This window comes from Thauera sp. 63 (assembly GCF_000310165.2).
GTDB classification, from domain to species: Bacteria; Pseudomonadota; Gammaproteobacteria; order Burkholderiales; family Rhodocyclaceae; genus Thauera; species Thauera humireducens.
In genome coordinates this window covers 353904-373494 of record NZ_AMXC01000001.1, presented here as the reverse complement: position 1 = coordinate 373494, position 19591 = coordinate 353904, and the positions used below count along the sequence as shown (strand labels likewise).

Sequence of the window (19591 nt, the reverse complement as noted above, 5' to 3'; positions counted from 1 at the left end):
ACTTCGATCGCCGTCGGACGTCGAGCGACTCATTCTTGTGGCGGGGGTACGACGCCGGAGTCTGGTGCCGGACCTGTAATGTCCATATCGACATCAGGGCGTCCAACTTGAGCATTAAATGCGGTGTTTTGTCCAGGACAAATCATCTAAAGTGTGATGAATGCCTCATGCAGGTGATTGCTGAGCTGACGCGCTAGAATCGCGCTCCACCCACGAATCGATCGCCGCGACATACCGCGGCCACGACAACCGACATGCCCTTGAGCCCCGAGGCCCAGTCCCTCCTTGCGATGGCGTACCGCGTCGGCGCGCCGAAGTTCCACGAACTTTCCCCGGCGCAGGCCCGCCACTCGTTCCAGAAGTTGCAGTTCGCCTTCCGGCCCGAGGCGCCCGCGGTCGCTTCCACCACCGAGGTGCCGATGGCGCGGCCCGATGGATCGGCGCTGCTGGCGCGGCTTTACCGGCCGCTGTCGAGCCAGCCGCACCACGTGCTGCCGCTGCTGATCTTCCTGCACGGCGGAGGCTGGTGCGTGGGCGACGTCGCGAGCTACGACGTGCTGTGTCGCGAACTGTCCAACCTCTCCGGGTGTGCGGTGCTGTCGGTCGACTACCGCCTGGCGCCCGAGCATCCGTTCCCGGCCGCGCTGGACGATGCGGCGTTCGCGTTCCAGTGGGCCGTGGAGCACGCCGAGCTGCTGGGCGTCGATCCGGCCCGGATCGCGCTGGGCGGCGACAGCGCCGGCGGCAACCTGTCTATCGTCACCGCGCTGGCGCGGCGCGGTGCGGCGGTCGCGCCCCGTTTCCTGCTGCTGGTCTATCCCTGTACCGAGATCGTCAGTGCGCGGCCTTCACGCCAGCGTTTTGCCGACGGCTTCTTTCTGGATAGCGGCACGCTGCAGTGGTTCTTCGAGCGCTATCTGCCCGCTGGCAACAGCGAGGACTGGCGCGCATCGCCGATGCGGGCGGAGTCCTTGCAGGGGCTCCCGCCGGTGCTGATGGTGACGGCCGAATACGATCCGCTGGTCGATGATTGCCTGGCATTCGCGGAGCGCCTGCGGCGCGAAGGCGTCGACACCGAGTATCTGCAGGTGGATGGGGTCGTCCACGGCTTCCTGACGCTGGGGAAGCAGTTTCCGCAGGCGGCACAGACCATCGCCACAGCCGCGCGGACGCTGGCGCGCGCCTTGAACGCTGAAGGCTGAGGAAATGCTCAGGCGCTGGTGACGACGGCGAGCATCTGCTGGCGGGTTTCGCGTGCGGCGGCGAGCAGCGCGTCGAACTCGGCTCGTCCGTCGTTGCCGAGACTCGCATCGAGCAGTTCGGGACGGCGGCCGAGTCCGAGGATGTCCGCGAACGGGTTGGGCGTCTCGGCCGCCTGGATGGCGAGGAACAGCACGTCGCCCAGCGAGCGTGGCGGCCAGGTGATCGGCGTGGCGAGATCGACGTTGACGGCGTCGATGATCTGCTCGGGCAGTTCGAAGGCTTCGAGCACGGCCTGACGCACCGCCGTTTCCCATTTGAGGACAAACTGGGCGAACAGGCGCACGTCGCTCTCGATGGCCGGGTGCCGGGCGGCCATGGCCATCAGGTAGAACTGGCCCAGGTGGGTCATCAGCCCGGCCAGCAGCGCGGTATCGGGGTTGCCGCGCCCAAGGTGACGAGCAAAGGCATAGGCCCACGATGCGACGTCAATCGAGTGCATCCACAGGCCCGAGGCCACCAGCTGCATCTGGCGCGAGCGCTGGTCGCGGGCGAGCTGATCGGCCGCCACCGCGTAGGCCAGGCAGCGCAGCGCCGACGAGCCGATGCGCGACACCGCCGTTGAGACGTTGGAGATCTCGCGCTGGTAGGGGTTGAGCAGCAGGCTGTTGGCCATCTTCAGCACCTTGGCGCTCAGTACCGGCTCGGCGCGCACGAGCTTCGCCATGTCTTCGGTCGAGGCGTTCGGATCGTCGGCCATCTGCTTGATGCGCAGCGACAGATCGAAGACGGTGGGAAAGCTGAGGTTGCCGGATTTCAGCTCTTCCTCGATTTCGGCACTGAAGGCGCCGATCTGAACGTCGAACTCTCTCATTGCTTCGCTACCCCGATGCGTGTTGTGCGCAGTTTAAGGGATCCGCCACGGGAGGCGGCGGATCGTGGCCGATGGCTGGTCCGACTCAGTCCTGCGGCTGGGTCAGGACGGCGTGCCCGTTTTCCAGCGCCTCGACCTGGGCCAAGGTGCATACCGGCACGCCGAGCGCCTCGATGGAGGCATGGCCCTGCTTGAAACGCTTCTCGACGATGAAGCTCGCGCACAGCACCTCGGCACCGGCCTCCCGTGCCATCTCGATCAGCGCGACGGCGGTGCGACCGTTCGACAGGAAGTCGTCCACGATCACGACGCGGTCGGTGGGCATCACGTAGCGCTGCGACAGCACCAGCTTGGTCTCGCCCCCCTTGGTCGGCGACGGGATCACGCGCGCGATGGCGGGCGATTCGACCTGCGGCGCGTACTTCTTCGCATAGACCAGCGGCACGTTCAGCGCCTGCGCCACCACCAGCCCGGGGGCGATGCCGCTCGCCTCGGCGGTGAGGACCACGGTCGGCTCGAAGCCCGCGAGACGCTTGGCGAGCTCCTGTCCCATCTCGGTGATGAAGCTCGGCTCGATGCGGTGGTTGAGGAAGTGGTCGATCTTCAGGATCTGGTCGCCGATGACCGTGGCTTCGGCTTCGATGCGGCGCACCAGGGGGCCGTAGGGGCGGAGGAGATTGAGGTCGGCAGTCATGCACTAGGGTCCGTAAACGAAACGACCCCCTGGAGGCGGGGGCAGGTGGCGGGATTCTAGCGCAGTCCTCGCCGGCCCGCGCCGCTGCGACGGCGCGGGCTGCGACCGGGTCGGCTAGAATTCTGCCGACTGGAAACGAGTGTGATGATGAACGACGAAGATTTCATGCGCGCCGCAATGGAGCAGGCGCTCCAGGCCGGCGCCTGCGACGAGGTGCCGGTCGGCGCCATCGTGGTGCTCAACGGCGAGATCGTCGGCCGCGGCTTCAACCAGCCGATCGGCCGCCACGACCCGACCGCCCACGCCGAGATCATGGCCTTGCGCGATGCCGGCGCGCGCCTGGGCAACTACCGGCTGCCCGGTTGCGAGCTGTACGTGACGCTCGAGCCCTGCGCGATGTGCTCCGGGGCCATCATGCACGCGCGCATCGCCCGGGTCGTCTACGGCGCGCGCGACCCCAAGACCGGCGTCGCCGGCAGCGTGCTCGACCTCTTTGCCGAGACGCGGCTGAATCACCATGCGGAAATCGAAGGCGGTGTGCTGGCCGACGAGTGCGGGCGCATGCTGTCGAGCTTCTTCGCTGCGCGCCGCAGCAAGACCCTGGTGGCCTGAATGCGCATCTGCATCGACCTTGGCCGCCAGTGCCTCGAATTGTTTGGCGATGACGGCGCCTGCATCCGGCGCTACGCGGTGTCGACCGCACTCAACGGACCGGGTGAGGAAAGCGGTAGCCAGCGCACGCCGCGCGGCCGCCACCGCATCCGCGCGCGCATCGGCGCGGGGGCGCCCTGCGGCGCCGTGTTCCGCGGCCGCCGGCCGACCGGGGAGTGCTGGACGCCCGAGTTCGCCGCTGCGCACCCGGGGCGCGACTGGATCCTGAGCCGCATCCTGTGGCTGTGTGGCGAGGAGCCGGGGCGCAACCGGCTGGGGCGCGTCGATTCGATGCGGCGCTACATCTACATCCACGGCACGGGCGACGACCAGCCGATGGGCGTGCCGCTGTCGCATGGCTGCGTGCGCATGCGCAACCGGGAGATCATCGAGCTGTTCGATCTCGTGCCGGCCGGAACGAAAGTGGAGATCCGCGAATGACGATGGCAGAGGGCGTCCGCATCGAGATCGTCGACTGGACGGTGGCGCAGCCGCGAGTGATGCCGCTGCGCATGCAGGTGTTCGTGGTGGAGCAGGGCGTGCCGGCGGAGATCGAGCTGGACGAGTTCGATCCGCTCAGCCGCCATGTGGTGGCAAGCGGCGCAGGGGGCGAGGTCGTCGCCACGGGGCGTCTGCTGCCGGATGGGCATATCGGCCGCATGGCGGTGGCCGCGGCCTGGCGCGGGCGTGGCGTCGGCGGCCGCGTGCTCGAGGCGCTGGCGACCGAGGCTGTCCGCCGTGGCCTGCCACAGGTCGTGCTCAACGCCCAGGTGCAGGCGCTGGCCTTCTATCGCCGACACGGCTTCGTCGAAGAAGGCGAGGTCTTCATGGAGGCGGGGATTCCGCACCAGACCATGCGGCGGTCGTGCGCGCGGCCGGCAGGCGGCGGCGCATGACGGACACGCCGGGGTGCGACGAGCCCTTCGTCGCCGAACTGGGCCCGCTGCGTTCGCTGCAGTTCGACGGCCTGACCGTGCAGAGTGTGATGTCGGTCGTCGAGCCCGACGCGCTGGCGCTCGACTACACCCGGGCGATGATGGGCTTCCTGCTGTTCAACCCGCACCCGCGCCACATCGTCATGGTGGGGCTCGGCGGTGGCTCGCTGGCCAAGTACTGCCTGCGCACGCTGCCGGAGACGCGATTCACCGCGGTCGAGATCAACCCGGCGGTGATCGCGCTGCGCGATCGCTTCGGCATTCCGCCGGACGACGACCGCTTTCGTGTGGTGTGCGCAGACGGCGCGGACTACGTGCGTGACTCTGAGGACGCGCCGGACGTGCTGCTGGTCGATGGCTTCGTCGCCGCCGGCTTGCCGCCGCGCCTGGGCAGCGCCGACTTCTACGCCGACTGCTGTCGTGCGCTGACGCCCGGTGGTGTGCTGGTGGTCAATCACTGGGCGGGTGACAGCCGCTACGCGGTATATGCCGCACGGCTGCGTGAGGCGTTCGACGGGCGCGTGCTGGCGATCGGTGCCGAAGACGGCGACAACCGCATCAGCTTCGCGGTATCCGGGCCGTCGTTTCCGCCCTCGCGCGGCCAGGTGCTGGGACGCAGCGCGGCGCTGTCGGCGTTGCACAGCTTCGACGTGACGGACATCGCGCAGCGCGTGCTCGGCCGTCTCGACCGCATGATGGGACGTCGTGTCGGCGGAGCGCGCATCGAGTCCTGACCAGGCGCGGACTCAGACCGGGGGCGAGGCCTTGAAGTGGTGGGTGACTTCGCTGCGCAGTTCGCCGTGACCGTCCCAGGTCCACTCGTGCAGGCGGGTCTGGCCGTGGCGGTCGGTCATGACCAGGCTCGAACAGCGCGTGCCGTAACCGGGGGCACGGATGAAGGCGGGGGATAGCCAGCGTTCCCATTCGAGGCTGACGCCGGTGTCGGGCAGGTGGGGATCGGGCGCGGGCGTGCCGTCGCGCAGCAGCGCCAGCACCGCGTCGTCGTCGGGCAAGCGCGGCAGCAAGGCGTGCAGACCTTCGCGCGTCTTCTTCAGCTTGGGCCAGGGGGTGTCGAGCAGGTAGTTCGACAGCCCGTAGATGCCGGGTTCGAGCATGCGCACGCGGCCGGTGGTGCTCTCGAGGACACCGAGCGAGCGCCCGTCGCCCACCAGCAGGTTGAAGGCGGCGTAGGCTGCACTGTCGCGGGCCAGGTGCTGCAGGGTGGCCTCGGCACCGGCGTCGTGCTCCAGGGCCATGCGTACCAGCGCGCCGCGCGAGGGGGCGCCGGCAACATGGCGGCTCGGGTCGCGATAGTTGGTCAGCGCGGCGAAGCGTCCGTGGCGGTTCAGCCCCATCCAGGTGCCGCCGGCCTCGAGGTCGCGCCCGGCAAGGATGTCGCCGGCGTCGGTCCACCAGTGCGCGGGCGCTGCCGGTCGATTCAGGAACTCGTCGCGGTTCGCGGCGACGATCAGCGGGTACGTTTCATGTGCCTGCCAGGCGAGGACGATCAGGCACATCGTTCAGCGCGGCTCGACGAAATGCTCGACGTGCCGGGCCGCGCCTTCGGCGACCAGGTCCGCAAGCCGGTGCGCGACAGCTTCCGCCTCGAGCACGACCATGAAGGCTGCGCGATCGCCGACGTCCTCGTAGACCTCCATCCAGGTCGTCGCGTCGTCCGCCCGTTGCATCAGCCGGCCCTGCACACCCGTGCGACGGGCCACGGCGGCCTGCATGGCCGCGACACTGGCGCGGGCGATCTCCACATCCTGCTCCGGGCGAACCCGGTAATAGATATAGACGTGCGTGAGCATGCCCTGTCGCATCGTGTGTGGTCTCCGTCGGGAAAGGGCTGATCAGCCCAGTGCGTAGGGCAGGTCGAGCAGGGCGAGGCGGGGACCGTCGGCGCTGCCGAGGTGAATTTCGCCGGCCTCGGCGCTGCTGGTCTGCAGCACCGCCAGCGCTTCGAAGCCGCCATCCGCAGCCGGTGCGACGTTGACCAGCTTGCCTGCCGACTGCTCGCCGAAGTCCGGTGCGTACAGGTCGGTGCCCGGCTGCGCGGCGCTGCCCGCGGGAATCGCCACGCGGTACATGCGCTTCTTCAGCTTGCCGAGGTACTGCGTGCGGGCGACGATCTCCTGCCCGGGGTAGCAGCCCTTGTGAAAGCTCACGCCGCCGATCAGCTCGTAGTTGAGCATCTGCGCGACGAACTCTTCCTGCGTGGGCGCGGTGATGAGCGGCAAGCCGGCACGGATCATGGCCAGCTGCCAGGCTGCCGTGCCGGCGCGGCTTGCGCCACCGGCCTGCAGCGCATCGAACAGGGCCGGTGCCGCTGCGATATCGACCGCCACGACGAAACTGCTGTCGTTGAGCCGGATACAGCGCGGCGCGTCTCCGCCGCCCGTCTGCTTCATCGCCTCGGCCGGCACGGCGAGGCCGGCGGCGCCCAGCGCCGCGGCAGCGTTCGCCCCGCTGACCCCGATCAGGGCGATGCCGCTGCTCGCGTCTGACAGCTTCACCTTGCTGCGCAAGACATACATCGAGAACTTCTTGAGGAAGGCAGGCAGGATGTCGGCTGACACCATCATCGCGTGTCCTTCCGCTTCCGACCACATCAGGAAGCTGGCGATCATGCGGCCCTTGGGGGAGTTGAAGCTGTTCCAGGCGGCGCCGTCGGCGGGGAGTTTCTTGACGTCGTTCGAGACCAGGTTGTGCAGGAACTCGGCCGAATCCGGACCGACCGAGCGGATCGTGCCCAGATGCAGCAAGGGCACGGCGATCGTGGCGTCGGTCGTCGCGCGCGCCTCGTCGGCAGGGGCTGCGAAACTCAGTGCGTTGTCGGCCAGGGTGGCGCCAAGGTGTGCGAGGTGATCGGTCCAGACGGTCATGGTTGGAATATGCGGTCCAGTGGGGTGGGGAAGGGAATACAGGGTGAGCGCGCCCGCCCCCTCGGGTGTCCGGCGCCACCCTCACATGCGTTGAGGATGGCGGGATGGGGCGGTCGCGTGTTGCAGTATTATAGGCGCCCCGCCATGCGGCGGTCGCCCACGCGGCCGCCATGGTTTTCGCCGGCCTTCGATGAAACGTCTCCTGCTTCGCATCGTCCTGTTGCTGCTCGCCCTGGCCGTCCTCGCGGCAGGCGCGCTGTATGTGCTCGCCCATCGACCGCTGCAACTGAAGGACGAGGTGGTCGACTTCACCGTATCGCGCGGGCTGGGCATGCGCCAGGCAGCCAACGTCATCGCCGCTGCCGGCGTCGATGTGAATCCCGGGCTGCTGAGCGGGCTGGCGCGCATCACCGGGCGGGCCACCTCGATCAAGGCCGGTAGCTACGAGGTGCACCGCGGCGTCACGCCGTGGCAGATCGTGCTCAAGCTGTCCGACGGCGACGTGTCGCAGGCCGAGGTGCTGCTGGTGGAAGGCTGGACCTTTGTGCAGGTGCGCCGCGCGCTCGAGAGCCATCCCGAGATCGAGCCCGATACGGTCGGGTTGAGCGACGCCGAGATCCTCGCGCGGATCGGCGCCGCCGAACCGCATCCCGAGGGCTTGTTCTTTCCCGATACCTACCTGTTCGACAAGCGCTCGCAAGCCTCCGGCGTGCTGCGCCGGGCCTACCACGCCATGCAATCGCGGCTGGCGCAGGCGTGGGCGCAACGTGATCCGGCGCTGCCGCTGCAGTCGCCCTATCAGGCGCTGATCCTTGCCTCGATCGTCGAGAAGGAGACCGGGCGTGCCGAGGATCGCGGGCTGGTCGCCTCCGTGTTTGCCAACCGGTTGCGCATCGGCATGCCGCTGCAGACGGATCCGACCGTCATCTACGGTCTCGGCGCCGATTTCGATGGTCGCCTGCGGCGCAAGCACCTCGACACCGACCACCCCTGGAACACCTATACGCGTGGCGGCTTGCCGCCGACGCCGATTGCGATGCCGGGGCCCGAGGCCCTGCGCGCAGCGGTCAAGCCGCAGCAGAGCGAGTACCTGTATTTTGTCGCGCGCGGCGATGGCAGCAGCCAGTTCTCGCGCACGCTCAACGAACACAACCAGGCGGTCAACCGCTACATCCGCAACGGGAGCAAGCCTTGAGCGACAGCCTGATGCCGACTCATGGGGCCGCGGCAGGCAAGACCCGGTCACGCGGCCGTTTCATCACTTTCGAAGGCATTGACGGTGCGGGCAAAAGCAGCCAGATCGCGGCCGTCGTGGCGTTGCTGCGCGCGCGCGGGATCGATGTCGATCAGTCCCGCGAACCGGGCGGCACGCCCTTGGGCGAGCGTCTGCGCGAACTGCTGCTGCACGAGCCGATGCATCTCGAGACCGAGGCGATGCTGATGTTCGCGGCGCGTCGCGAGCATCTGGCGGCACGTATCGAACCCGCCCTGGCTGCAGGACGCTGGGTGGTGTGCGACCGCTTCTCCGACGCCACCTTCGCCTATCAGGTCGGGGGGCGCGGGCTCGCGCGCGCGAAGTTCGATGCACTCGAGGCCTGGGTCCATCCCGGCCTGCAGCCCGATCTGACCTTGCTGTTCGATCTGCCGCCCGACATCGCCGCGGGCCGCGTCGCGTCCACCGGCGTCGATCCCGACCGTTTCGAGCGCGAGCAGCGCGATTTCTTCGAGCGGGTGCGTGGCGCCTATCTGGAACGGGCCCGCCAGGCGCCGCAGCGTATCCGGGTGATCGATGCCAACCGGCCGCCCGAGGTGATCCGCTCCGAGATCGAGCGCATCGTGGCCGAGGCCCTGTCGGCATGATCCATCCCTGGATGCAGCCTGCCTGGACGCGGCTCGTCGAACTCGGCGAACGCCTGCCGCATGCGCTGCTGTTCGTCGGGCCGCCCGGCCTGGGCAAGCGCGAACTGGCCGAGGCGCTCGCTGCGCGCCTGTTGTGCGACACGCCCCGTGCGGACGGCCACGCCTGCGGCCAGTGTGAACCCTGTCAGTGGCGTCTTTCGGGGAACCACCCCGATCTGCACTACGTCGTGCCGGCTGCTGACGCGGTGGTCGAGGGCGGTGACGCCGAAGGCGGCGAGGGGGCAGGCAAGGAGGGCGGCAAGGCCAAGTCCGAGCAGATCGTGATCGAGCAGATCCGCGAGCTGCAATCGGCCCTGAGCGTGACCGGGCATCATGGCGCGCGTCGCGTGGTGGTGCTCGATCCGGCCGAGGCGATGAACGTGTTCACCGCCAACGCCCTGCTGAAGCTGCTCGAAGAGCCGCCCGCGGGCTGTGTCTTTCTGCTCGTCTCATCGGCGCCGCGGCGCCTGCTGCCGACCATCCGCAGTCGCTGCCAGCAGTGGCCGTTCTCGCGGCCGGACGCACAGTCACTGGCGCACTGGAAGGCAGGCGCCGAGCCCGGCACCCGGGCGCTGCTCGCGATTGCAGGTGGCATGCCATTGGCGGCGGAACGCATGGCGCAGAACGGTAGCGCTGCGCTGCTCGAGCGCTTCGTGCGCGATATCGGTGCCCTGCAGCCCAAGGATGCGTTGCGCCTGGCGAGTCAGTGGGAAGCCTGGTTGAAGTCCAAGGAGGCGCTGGCGGCGGGCTTCGGCCTTCCGCAACTCGCCGACTGGATGCAGCGCTGGGTCGGTGACCTGGCGACCCTGAGGCTGGGCGGAGGCGTGCGCTTCTTCCCCGACCATGAAGGTCTGCTGTCGTCGCTCGCGAGCCGCCTCAGCGTCGCCGCAGTGAGTGGCTGTTACAATGAAATCACGCAGATCCGCAAGGTGTCCCGGCATCCATTGAACCTGCGCCTGGTGCTGGAAGACATGCTGTTGCGCTATGCGCGCGCCATTGCCGGAGTCCGAGGATGAGTACCCAAGCCAAGCCCCAGATGGCGCGCCCCGGCGTGCTGTCGCTGAACATCAATTCCAAGTCGGCACTGTATGCGGCCTACATGCCGTTCCTGAACAACGGTGGCTTGTTCGTTCCCACGCCCAAGACCTATAACCTCGGCGACGAGGTGTTCATGCTGCTGCAACTGATGGACGATCCGACCCGCCATCCGGTGGCGGGTCGCGTGGTCTGGGTCACTCCGCCGGGCGCGCAGGGCGGCAAGACGCCGGGGGTGGGCGTGCAGTTCTCGGACGACGAGGCAGGCAAGGGCCTGCGTGGGCGGATCGAGCAGATCCTCGCGGGCCACCTTGGTTCCAACCGTCCGACGCATACACTTTAAGCTTCGCCCGGTCGCGACCACCGATCGCGCCGACGGGGCATTCCAGAAGACCTCCGATGTACGTAGATTCCCACTGCCATCTCGATTTCCCCGATCTTGCCGCGCGCGAGGATGAGGTGCTGGCCACGATGGCCGCCAACGACGTGGGCACGGCGCTGTGCATCAGCGTCAAGCTCGAGGACTTTCCGCGCGTGCTGGGCCTGGCCGAACGCCATCCGCAGCTGTGGGCCTCGGTTGGCGTCCACCCCGACAACGCCGACTGCGACGAGCCCGACGTGGCGCGCCTCGTGGCGCTCGCCGATCACCCGAAGGTGGTGGCGATCGGCGAGACCGGGCTCGACTACTACTGGCAGAAGGATGCCCCCGAGTGGCAGCGCGCGCGCTTTCGCACCCACATCCGCGCGGCACGCGAGACCGGCAAGCCGCTGATCATCCACACGCGCAGTGCGGCTGACGACACCTTGTGCTTGATGTGCGAGGAGAAAGCGGGCGAGGCCGGCGGCGTCATGCACTGCTTCACCGAGAGCTGGGACGTGGCGGCCGGTGCGCTGGAACTCGGCTTCTACATTTCGTTCTCAGGCATCGTGACCTTCCGCAACGCGAAGGACCTGAAGGAGGTCGCAAAGCGCGTGCCGCTCGACCGCCTGCTGATCGAGACCGATTCACCCTACCTCGCACCCGTACCCCACCGCGGCAAGACCAATGAGCCGGGCTGGGTGGTGCATGTGGCCGAGGAACTTGCCCGCCTGCGCGACGAGCCGCTGGAAACCATCGCAGCGGCGACCACCGACAACTTTTTCCGCCTGTTCAGCCATGCACAAAGACCTGCCTGAAGTCCGTTCGCCGCGCGTCCGTGCGCGCAACCTGTTCGCTGCAGGCGCGCTCGCGGCCTGCAGCCTGCTGTCGAGTGCGGCGCTGGCCGGCGCCTACGACGATGCGCTGAGCGCGGCCACCTCGGGCGACGCGAGGGCGCTGTCCAGCCTGCTGCAGCGTGGCGTCGACCCTGACACCGTCGATTCCAACGGCAACACCTTGCTCATCCTGGCCGCGCGAGACGGGCGCACGGACGCAGTGCAGGCCTTGCTGCAGTATCGCGCGAAGATCAACTACCGCAATGCCGCGGGCGACTCGGCGCTGATGCTGGCGGTGCTGCGCGGCCATGAGGACACCGCACGTTTCCTCATCAAGGCGGGAGCAGCCCTCAATCAGGAAGGCTGGGCCCCGCTGCACTACGCCGCGTTCGAGGGGCGTGAGGCCTTGCTCGACGATCTGGTTGCGGCCGGAGCAGACGTCAATGCGCCTGCGCCGAACCAGGCGACGCCCCTGATGCTGGCCGCGCGCAACGGCCACATCGGTTTCGTGCGTCGCCTGCTGGCGAACCCGCGCACCGAGCTCAACGTGCTCAACGACGCAGGCCTGTCGGCCGACGCCTGGGCGCTGCAGAACCGCAACACCGACATCGCCGAACTGATCCAGGCCGAGCGCAAGCGTCGCGGCCTGCCGGCGCCGGCGATCAGGGTCACGATCGAGTAGGGCAAGGGGCCCCGTTCATCCTTCGAGCACGCGGACCTTCACCGTCCGCCCCTTGAGCTTGCCCGCAGCCAGCCGGCGGGCGGCGTCGCCGGCGATCTCCCGTGCAACGGCCGCGTAGGTGTTCTGGTCGGTGACGGTGATCTTGCCCACCTGCTCTCGAGTCAGGCCTGCCTCGCCCGAAAGGGCGCCCAGCACGTCGCCGGGGCGGATCTTGTCCTTGCGTCCGCCCAGGATCAGCAGCGTGGCCATCGGCGGCTGCAGCGGCGACGAGTCCTGGATCTCCAGGTCGTCAAGCGCCTGCCATTCGGGCGTGAAGCCCATGGCCTCGGCGATCGTCGCCACGCGGCGTCGATCTGCGTTGCTGCACAGGTTGAGCGCGAGTCCGGCCTCGTCACCCCGCCCGGTGCGCCCGATGCGATGGACGTGAACCTCGGGGTCGGGCGTGACATCGACGTTGATCACCGCCTCGATCTGTGCGATGTCCAGCCCGCGCGCGGCGACATCCGTGGCGACCAGCACCGAGCAGCTGCGGTTGGCGAACTGGATCAACACCTGGTCGCGCTCGCGTTGGTCCATCTCGCCATGCAGCGCCAGCGCATGGAAGCCCTCGCCGCGCAGCAGTTCGACCAGTGCACGGCATTGCTGGCGCGTGTTGCAGAAGGCCAGCGTGCTGGCGGGCCGGTAATGACGCAACAGGGTGGCGACGGCCTGCGGGCGTGCGGCGTGTTCGATCTCGAAGAAGTACTGGCGGATCTTGTCCGGTGCGTGCTGCTCGGCGAGCTTCACCTGCAGCGGTTCGCGCTGGTAGCGCTGTGCCAGCGCCGCGATGCCTGCGGGGAAGGTGGCCGAGAACAAGAGCGTCTGGCGGCGAACCGGGCAGTGGCTGGCGATCCACGCGATGTCGTCGTGGAAGCCCATGTCCAGCATGCGGTCGGCCTCGTCGAGCACCAGGGTGCTCAGCGCCTCGAGCTTCAGGCTGCCACGCTCCAGATGGTCCATGATGCGGCCCGGCGTGCCGACTGCGATATGCGCGCCGTGCGCCAGGCTTTCGCGCTGCGGGCGCATGGGCGTGCCGCCGCATAGCGACAGCACCTTGATGTTGTCGGCGAAGCGGGCTAGGCGGCGGATCTCCTGTGTGACCTGGTCGGCCAGTTCGCGCGTCGGGCACAGCACGAGGGCCTGCACGTCCAGCCGTTGCGGATCGAGCCGGTTGAGCAAGGGCAGGGCGAAGGCAACCGTCTTGCCGCTGCCGGTCTTGGCCTGGGCGATGAGGTCGTGGCCATCCAGCGCCGGCGGCAGGGCTGCGGCCTGGATCGGCGTCATCGACAGATAGCCCAGTTGCTGGAGGTTGGCCAGCATGGTGGGCGGCAAGGACAGGGCGTCGAAGCCCCGGGCCGAGGCAGCGGGCGTGGTGGCTGGGGGGACGGCGTGTTCGGCGCTGGGGCCGTCAGGGGGGATAATGTCGGTCATGCGCGCAATTATCAGGCCTGGGACGGCGCACGCCGCGAATTTTCTGGCGACATGCCCGGGCGCATCACATAACGACAAGGAAACAGGATGAGCAGTCTGCCCAAATGTCCCGCATGCGGTTCGGAATATACCTACGAGGATGGCGCCAGCTACGTCTGTCCCGAATGCGCCCACGAATGGCCGCAGGCCGGTGTCGAGGACGCGGGCGAGGCGCAGAAGGTGTTCAAGGACGCCAACGGCAACGTGCTGCAGGACGGCGACAGCGTCACCGTGATCAAGGACCTGAAGGTCAAGGGCTCGTCGCTGGTGGTCAAGGTCGGCACCAAGGTCAAGAACATCCGCCTGGTGGAGGGTGATCACGACATCGACTGCAAGATCGACGGCATCGGCGCGATGAAGCTGAAGTCGGAGTTCGTGAAGAAGCTGTGACGTGCGTTCCGTCGCCCGGCACAGTCAGTGGCGGGCGGCGGAAGGGTCAGGCACCGGCGATCCAGCCTTCTAGGGGATCGACGTCTGGCGGCAATCCGTAGTGCGGTGCGCCTGCGCGGGCGCATGCGGCGGCCTGCAGCAGCGCGAGGACCGCGTCCAGGCTGTCGCCGCTGGCGTCCTCGATCAATGCGGTCTGCTGTGCCTGTGTGGCGTGCAGCGCAATGCCTGCGGTGCCGTGGCCGGCGCCAATTGCGTCCACGATCCGCATGCGGGCGGTGCGCCGTTCGGGCGTCTGCTTGTGCTTGTCGTCGCTCTTGTACGATTCGGCTGTGATGCTGCGTGCGAGCAGGCCGGGGTAGGCCTCCACCGCGAGTCGATGCGCGTCCGCCGCATGCACGCCGGGTACGGACAGTCCCGCGGCCAGCAGGCGCGGCACGCCTTCCAGGAACATCAGCCCCACCGGCGGGTTGACCAGCTTCAGCGGGCTGTGCGAGCGCGCCGGCAGGTCGGTGGCGCGGTGGGCGTAGCGCTTGCCGATCGGGCGCGTTTCACGATAAGCGTCCAGCGCGGCACGGAAGGCCGTCTTTCCCAGGTGGGCGCAGTATCGGACCAGCTCGGGCCAGGTCGTCGGCCAGCCCAGGTCGACGACTGCCTCGCGGGGCAGGCCGAAGGGAAAGTCGAAGGCGCCCAGCCATGGACCGGAACGCATCAGCAGGGACTCGAAGGCGGGCCAGTCAACCAGCTTCTCCACCCGCTCGAGGACGACGGCGTCTCCTTCGAGCCTCCCGAACGCGGCGGTGATCGGCTTGGCCGGACGCGGCGCGGAAGTGAAGTCGACGCCGATCAGCGTCAGCGCGGCTGCCATCGGTTCAGGCGCCGTCGCGCAGCAGACGGGCTGCCGTCGTGACGGTGTTGACGTGGATCGTCACGGTGTCGTTGATCGGCTCCGCATAGCCGCCCGCCATGGCGATCGCGACCGGCACGCCGGCGTCGCGACAGGCGGCAAGAACGCGCTCGTCGCGTAGGCGCAGGCCGTCGATGCTGAGCGCGAGGCGTCCGAGGCGGTCGCCGGCATACGGGTCGGCACCGGCGAGATAGATCACCAGCTCGGGCTGCGCGCGCTCGAAGACGCTCTGCAGGGCTTCGTCCAGTGCCGCCAGATAGGCCGTGTCGCCGGTCTCGTCGGGCAGCTCGATGTCGAGGTCGCTCGTCTGCTTGCGGAAGGGGAAGTTCTTGGCGCCGTGCAGGCTGCAGGTGAAGACTTCGGGATCGTCGGCGAGGATGGCCGCGGTGCCGTCGCCCTGATGCACGTCGCAATCGACGATGGCCACCCGCCGCACGCGGCCTTCGGCGCGCATGGCCAGCGCGGCGATCGCCGCATCGTTGAAGACGCAGAATCCGGAGCCGAAATCGCGATGGGCGTGATGCGTGCCGCCGGCCAGGTTCACTGCGCAGGCCGTGCCGCCGTCGCGTGCGAGGGCACTGCGACAGGCTGCGAGGGTGGCGCCGGCCGAGCGGCGCGAGCGCTCCACCATGGCGGGCGACCATGGAAAGCCGATGCGCCGAACTTCGGCGGCGTCGAGCGTGCCGCGGGCGACCCGCTGCAGATAGGCGGGGTCATGCGCGCGCAGGATGGCGTCGTCGCTCGCCGCATCGGGTACGCAGAAATCCGCTTCGGCGAATGCGCCGCTGGCGAGCAGGCGACTGCGCAGGCGGGCGTACTTTTCCATCGGAAAGCGGTGGCCTTCGGGCAGCGGCAAGACGAAGTGGTCGGCGTAGTAGAGCTTCATGGTGGGGATGCGGGGTCCGGGTGCGTGCCGCTCAGGCGCCCCGACGGCGGAAATCGCGCAGACGGAAACCCAGCGCGAACAGCGTGGCGAAGTAGGCGAGCGCGCCGCCACCGACCACGGCGGCGAGGCGCAGGCCGCGTTCGAGCCCGCCGATCTCGACCCACAGCCGGTCCGGCCCGGCGCCGAACCACAGCACGCAGCCCATGACCACGAGCGCTGCCAGCAGCTTCAGCGCAAACGCAATCCAGCCGGCTCGCGGCACATACACCTCGCGCCGGCGCAGACCGCGATACAGCAGTGCCGCGTTGAGACACGAGGCCAGGCCGATCGCCAGCGCCAGTCCTGCGTGGCGCAGCGGCACCACGAAGGCGAGGTTCATCAGCTGCGTCGCGGCGAGTGTGATGAGGGCGATCTTCACCGGCGTGCGGATGTCCTGGCGGGCATAGAAGCCGGGCGCCAGCACTTTCACCAGGATCAGGCCCGTGAGGCCGACGCTGTAGGCGATCAGCGCACTGCGCGTGTGCATGACGTCGTCGGCACCGAAGGCGCCGTAGTTGAACAGCGTCGCCACCAGGGGCACGGCCAGCAGCGCAAGGCCGAGTGCCGCGGGCAGCGTCAGCATCAGCGTCAGGCGCAGGCCCCAGTCGAGCAGCGAGGAAAACTCCTGTGCCTTGTCGTCGGCATGGAGCTTCGACAGGCTGGGCAGCAGGATCGTGCCGAGCGCGACGCCGAGCAGGCCAGCGGGGAACTCCATCAGCCGGTCGGCGTAGTAAAGCCAGGACACGCTGCCGCTCTCGAGGAAGGACGCGAAGATCGTGTTGATCAGTAGCGAGATCTGGCTGACTGACACGCCAAGGACGGCCGGCGCCATCAGCTTCATCACGCGGCGCACGCCCGGGTCCGACAGGTTGAGGTCGAAACGCGGCAGCATGCCGATCTTCCACAGCGGGCGGACCTGGAGCAGCAGCTGCAGCAGGCCGCCGAGGAAGACCGCCCAGGCCAGCGCCAGCGCCGGCGGATCGAAGTAGGGCACGGCGAACAGCGCCATGCCGATGAAGGCCAGGTTCAGCAGCACTGGCGTGAAGGCTGGAATCGCGAAGCGGCTCCAGGTGTTGAGTACTCCGCCCGCCAGTGCGACAAGGGACATGAAGAAGATGTAGGGGAAGGTGATGCGCGTGAGTTCGACGGTGAGTTCGAACTTGCCGGGGTCGCCCGAGAAGCCGGGCGCCGAGACATAGATGATCAGCGGCGCGGCGAGCGCACCGAGGGCCGCCACGACGGCGACGACGAGCCCGAGCAGGGTGGCGACGCGGTTGATCAGGGTGTGGGTGGCGTCCGGCCCCTGCTTGTTCTTGTACTCGGCCAGGATCGGGACGAAAGCCTGGGAAAATGCGCCTTCGGCGAACATGCGGCGCAGCAGGTTCGGCAGGCGGAAGGCAACGAAGAAGGCGTCGGTCGCCATGCCGGCGCCGAAGGCGCGGGCGATGACGAAGTCGCGCACGAAGCCGAGGATGCGGGACAGCAGGGTCATGCCGCTCACGGTGGCGAGGGCGCGCAGCAGGTTCATGCGTTGTACGGGAAGGATGAGGTGGGCCGTTGGCGGCAAGGCTCGCATGATAGCCGGGCACTACGGTCACTGTAAGTCGAGACACTATCGCCGGGTCGCAAATCGTGCTTGCGTTCGCTGCGCGGCGTCGTTAGAATCGCGGGCTTTCCAGAACCATTCAATAACGGAATCACATCTATGGCCAACTCGGCACAAGCTCGCAAGCGCGCCCGCCAGGCAGTCAAGTCTCGCGCCCACAACGCCAGCCTTCGTTCCCGCCTGCGTACCGCGATCAAGGCCGTGCGCAAGGCCATCGTGGGTGGCGACAAGGCGGCGGCTCAGTCGGTCTTTCGCACCTCGATGAGCACCATCGACAGCATCGCCGACAAGAAGATCATCCACAAGAACAAGGCTGCCCGTCACAAGAGCCGCCTGTCGGCCGCCGTCAAGGCGATGGCTGTCTGATCTTGCGTGATCCTTGCCGCAGCCAAGGCTGCGCTCGAAGAAAAAGCGACCTGCGGGTCGCTTTTTTTCTGCCTGCGCCGGTGCTGTGTCTTGCTGGGTTGGCTGAGTCGAGGTGGCTGCGTCAGAGCGGCGCGTCACCCATCCAGTCGATCTGGAGGTCGTTGTCCTTCGCGAAGTTGATCATGAACTTGTAGGCCATCGGCTCGATGTCGTAGAGCCGGGCGTCGACCAGGACGGTCTTGTCGCCCTTGAGCGTGCAGCCGGGGCGCACATAGGGCGAATACATCATGCGATGGTCGGCGCCGAAGGCAGACATGATGCCGCAAAGGCGATCGGCCCAGTCGCTTGGGCGGAATTTCTTCCCGTCATTGGTGATGCCGACGATGATGAAATTTTCGATCTTCTGAGTCATTTCTTGCGCCCTGGCTGCCGAGGAGGTGCTCAGTGCGCGCAGGCCAGCGGGCGGCGCCCAAAGCGGGGCGCATTCTAGCAGAAATCGGGTCTGCTGAAGGTCATGTATAAGACCTCAGTGCCGCTCGGTTGCGGGTCGGTCGCCTGTACAGGACCGGCGATTTTGGCTTAAGATCCCCACTCATTTGAGCACGGCGGCGACGGCCGCCGTGCACGTTTACAGCGTCGTTTCGATCGAGGTACAGCATGTCCCATGTCATGAACACCTACGCCCGGCTGCCCATCGCGTTCACGCATGGCGAAGGTGTCTGGATGTACGACGAGACCGGCAAGCGCTATCTCGACGCCCTGTCCGGTATTGCCGTCAATACCCTCGGCCACAACCATCCGCGGCTGGTCAAGGCGATTGCCGATCAGGCCGGCAAGCTCATTCACACCTCGAACCTTTACCGCATTCCGCTGCAGGAACAGCTCTCCGACCGCATCGCCGAGACCTCCGGCATGGACGAGGTGTTCTTCTGCAACTCGGGCTGCGAAGCCAATGAGGCCGCGATCAAGCTCGCGCGCATGTACGGGCACAAGAAGGGCATCGAGTTGCCGCACATCATCGTCATGGAGAGCGCCTTCCACGGCCGCACCATGGCGACGCTGTCGGCCACCGGCAACCGCAAGGCACAGGCCGGCTTCGAACCGCTGGTGCAGGGCTTCATCCGTGTGCCGTACAAGGATATCGACGCCATCCGCAAGATTGCCGAGCACGACCACTCGGTCGTCGCGGTGATGCTGGAGATGATCCAGGGCGAGGGCGGGGTCAATGTGGCCGACGAGACCTTCCAGCGCGAGCTGCGGGCCCTGTGCGACGACAAGGGCTGGCTGATGATGTGTGACGAGGTGCAGTGCGGCATGGGGCGTACCGGCAAGTGGTACGGCTGGCAACACGCCGGTACCAAGCCCGATGTGATGACGCTGGCCAAGGGGCTGGCCTCGGGCGTGCCGATCGGCGCCTGCGTGACGTCCGGCAAGGCCGCAGGGCTGTTCGGGCCGGGCAATCACGGCTCCACTTTCGGCGGCAACCCGCTGGCTTGCGCCGCCGGTCTTGCGACCTTCGACGCCATCGTCGACGAAAAGCTGATGGACAACGCGCTGGCAATCGGCGACCAGATCCGCAAGGGCATGGCCGAGGCGCTCGCCGGCGTTGCCGGTGTGGTCGATATCCGTGGGCGCGGCCTGATGATCGGCATCGAGCTCGATCGTCCCTGCGGCGGGCTGATGGCACGTGCCGCCGAGCAGGGGCTGCTGCTCAGCGTCACGGCCGACCGCGTCATCCGCCTGCTGCCGGCACTGACCTTCACCGCGGAGGAGGCACGGACCCTGGTGGGCATGCTGGCGCCCATGGTGCGCGACTTCCTCGCGAACGGCTAAGGATCTGCC

The 19591-nt window shown here is 67.9% G+C and carries 24 protein-coding genes; 14 read left to right on the top strand and 10 right to left on the bottom strand.

Annotated elements, in window-relative coordinates:
- Window positions 1–254 precede the first annotated feature (254 nt).
- Entirely contained in the window at window positions 255–1202 is a 948-nt protein-coding gene (locus C664_RS01845) for an alpha/beta hydrolase (RefSeq protein WP_004252046.1), read from the top strand.
- Window positions 1203–1210: 8 nt separating this feature from the next.
- Here C664_RS01845 and C664_RS01840 read toward each other — a convergent pair whose 3' ends face one another.
- The gene (locus C664_RS01840; protein WP_004252043.1) at window positions 1211–2074 is read right to left on the bottom strand and encodes an HDOD domain-containing protein; all 864 of its coding nucleotides are present in this window, start codon (window positions 2072–2074) and stop codon (window positions 1211–1213) included.
- 85 nt (window positions 2075–2159) lie between these two features.
- On the bottom strand, window positions 2160–2768 hold the full coding sequence (xpt, locus tag C664_RS01835; RefSeq protein WP_004252040.1) for a xanthine phosphoribosyltransferase: 609 nt from the start codon (window positions 2766–2768) through the stop codon (window positions 2160–2162).
- A gap of 147 nt (window positions 2769–2915) precedes the next feature.
- Between xpt and tadA the strand changes: the two genes are divergently transcribed.
- The 4 genes from tadA to C664_RS01815 are packed head-to-tail and all read left to right on the top strand — an operon-like array spanning window position 2916 to window position 5088.
- Window positions 2916–3380: a tRNA adenosine(34) deaminase TadA gene (gene tadA / locus C664_RS01830; RefSeq protein WP_038010654.1), complete on the top strand. Its 465-nt coding sequence runs from the start codon at window positions 2916–2918 to the stop codon at window positions 3378–3380.
- Window positions 3381–3860: a L,D-transpeptidase gene (locus C664_RS01825; RefSeq protein ID WP_004252036.1), complete on the top strand. Its 480-nt coding sequence runs from the start codon at window positions 3381–3383 to the stop codon at window positions 3858–3860.
- Complete coding sequence (locus C664_RS01820) at window positions 3857–4315, top strand: GNAT family N-acetyltransferase (RefSeq protein ID WP_004252033.1); 459 nt, start codon at window positions 3857–3859, stop codon at window positions 4313–4315. Before C664_RS01825 ends, C664_RS01820 begins: the two co-directional genes overlap by 4 nt.
- Entirely contained in the window at window positions 4312–5088 is a 777-nt protein-coding gene (locus tag C664_RS01815; protein WP_004252030.1) for a hypothetical protein, read from the top strand. Before C664_RS01820 ends, C664_RS01815 begins: the two co-directional genes overlap by 4 nt.
- A gap of 12 nt (window positions 5089–5100) precedes the next feature.
- Here C664_RS01815 and C664_RS01810 read toward each other — a convergent pair whose 3' ends face one another.
- From C664_RS01810 to ygfZ, 3 genes are read right to left on the bottom strand one after another with little or no spacing between them, the layout of a single operon-like run.
- Window positions 5101–5871, bottom strand: coding sequence for an NRDE family protein (locus C664_RS01810; RefSeq protein WP_004252027.1), 771 nt, complete (start codon window positions 5869–5871; stop codon window positions 5101–5103).
- A 3-nt stretch (window positions 5872–5874) separates the two neighbouring features.
- On the bottom strand, window positions 5875–6165 hold the full coding sequence (locus tag C664_RS01805) for a DUF4936 family protein (RefSeq protein WP_038010652.1): 291 nt from the start codon (window positions 6163–6165) through the stop codon (window positions 5875–5877).
- 42 nt (window positions 6166–6207) lie between these two features.
- Window positions 6208–7239: a CAF17-like 4Fe-4S cluster assembly/insertion protein YgfZ gene (ygfZ, locus tag C664_RS01800; RefSeq protein WP_004252021.1), complete on the bottom strand. Its 1032-nt coding sequence runs from the start codon at window positions 7237–7239 to the stop codon at window positions 6208–6210.
- Between the two features lie 190 nt (window positions 7240–7429).
- Between ygfZ and mltG the strand changes: the two genes are divergently transcribed.
- Genes mltG through C664_RS01770 form a run of 6 tightly spaced genes read left to right on the top strand, consistent with a single transcriptional unit; the run spans window position 7430 to window position 12049 of the window.
- Entirely contained in the window at window positions 7430–8434 is a 1005-nt protein-coding gene (mltG, locus tag C664_RS01795; protein WP_004252019.1) for an endolytic transglycosylase MltG, read from the top strand.
- Between the two features lie 11 nt (window positions 8435–8445).
- On the top strand, window positions 8446–9099 hold the full coding sequence (gene tmk, locus C664_RS01790; RefSeq protein ID WP_038010650.1) for a dTMP kinase: 654 nt from the start codon (window positions 8446–8448) through the stop codon (window positions 9097–9099).
- Window positions 9096–10154: a DNA polymerase III subunit delta' gene (holB, locus tag C664_RS01785; RefSeq protein ID WP_004252014.1), complete on the top strand. Its 1059-nt coding sequence runs from the start codon at window positions 9096–9098 to the stop codon at window positions 10152–10154. Before tmk ends, holB begins: the two co-directional genes overlap by 4 nt.
- Complete coding sequence (locus C664_RS01780; RefSeq protein WP_004252011.1) at window positions 10151–10516, top strand: PilZ domain-containing protein; 366 nt, start codon at window positions 10151–10153, stop codon at window positions 10514–10516. The genes holB and C664_RS01780 overlap by 4 nt, the downstream gene beginning before the upstream one ends.
- Window positions 10517–10572: 56 nt before the next feature.
- Entirely contained in the window at window positions 10573–11349 is a 777-nt protein-coding gene (locus C664_RS01775) for a TatD family hydrolase (protein WP_004252009.1), read from the top strand.
- On the top strand, window positions 11330–12049 hold the full coding sequence (locus C664_RS01770) for an ankyrin repeat domain-containing protein (RefSeq protein ID WP_004252004.1): 720 nt from the start codon (window positions 11330–11332) through the stop codon (window positions 12047–12049). Before C664_RS01775 ends, C664_RS01770 begins: the two co-directional genes overlap by 20 nt.
- A gap of 15 nt (window positions 12050–12064) precedes the next feature.
- Here C664_RS01770 and dbpA read toward each other — a convergent pair whose 3' ends face one another.
- Window positions 12065–13519, bottom strand: a complete 1455-nt coding sequence (gene dbpA, locus C664_RS01765; protein ID WP_004252002.1) for an ATP-dependent RNA helicase DbpA — start codon at window positions 13517–13519, stop codon at window positions 12065–12067.
- 87 nt (window positions 13520–13606) lie between these two features.
- Between dbpA and C664_RS01760 the strand changes: the two genes are divergently transcribed.
- Window positions 13607–13948 (top strand): zinc ribbon domain-containing protein YjdM, encoded by a 342-nt coding sequence (locus C664_RS01760; protein ID WP_004252000.1) that lies wholly within the window; start codon window positions 13607–13609, stop codon window positions 13946–13948.
- 46 nt (window positions 13949–13994) lie between these two features.
- On the opposite strand, the gene C664_RS01755 is transcribed toward C664_RS01760, so the two are convergent.
- Genes C664_RS01755 through murJ form a run of 3 tightly spaced genes read right to left on the bottom strand, consistent with a single transcriptional unit; the run spans window position 13995 to window position 17305 of the window.
- The gene (locus C664_RS01755; RefSeq protein WP_004251997.1) at window positions 13995–14813 is read right to left on the bottom strand and encodes a hypothetical protein; all 819 of its coding nucleotides are present in this window, start codon (window positions 14811–14813) and stop codon (window positions 13995–13997) included.
- A gap of 4 nt (window positions 14814–14817) precedes the next feature.
- The gene (locus C664_RS01750; RefSeq protein WP_004251996.1) at window positions 14818–15738 is read right to left on the bottom strand and encodes a histone deacetylase family protein; all 921 of its coding nucleotides are present in this window, start codon (window positions 15736–15738) and stop codon (window positions 14818–14820) included.
- Between the two features lie 31 nt (window positions 15739–15769).
- Window positions 15770–17305 carry a murein biosynthesis integral membrane protein MurJ gene (gene murJ, locus C664_RS01745; RefSeq protein WP_004251993.1) on the bottom strand — a complete coding sequence of 512 codons (1536 nt, stop codon included), beginning with the start codon at window positions 17303–17305 and terminating at the stop codon, window positions 15770–15772.
- Between the two features lie 177 nt (window positions 17306–17482).
- Between murJ and rpsT the strand changes: the two genes are divergently transcribed.
- Entirely contained in the window at window positions 17483–17749 is a 267-nt protein-coding gene (rpsT, locus tag C664_RS01740; RefSeq protein ID WP_004251992.1) for a 30S ribosomal protein S20, read from the top strand.
- A 121-nt stretch (window positions 17750–17870) separates the two neighbouring features.
- Here the strand turns inward: rpsT and C664_RS01735 are convergent, their stop codons facing one another.
- Complete coding sequence (locus C664_RS01735) at window positions 17871–18161, bottom strand: DUF3579 domain-containing protein (RefSeq protein ID WP_004251989.1); 291 nt, start codon at window positions 18159–18161, stop codon at window positions 17871–17873.
- A gap of 245 nt (window positions 18162–18406) precedes the next feature.
- Here C664_RS01735 and C664_RS01730 point away from each other — a divergent pair, with 245 nt between their 5' ends.
- The gene (locus C664_RS01730) at window positions 18407–19582 is read left to right on the top strand and encodes an aspartate aminotransferase family protein (protein WP_038010513.1); all 1176 of its coding nucleotides are present in this window, start codon (window positions 18407–18409) and stop codon (window positions 19580–19582) included.
- Window positions 19583–19591 lie beyond the last annotated feature (9 nt).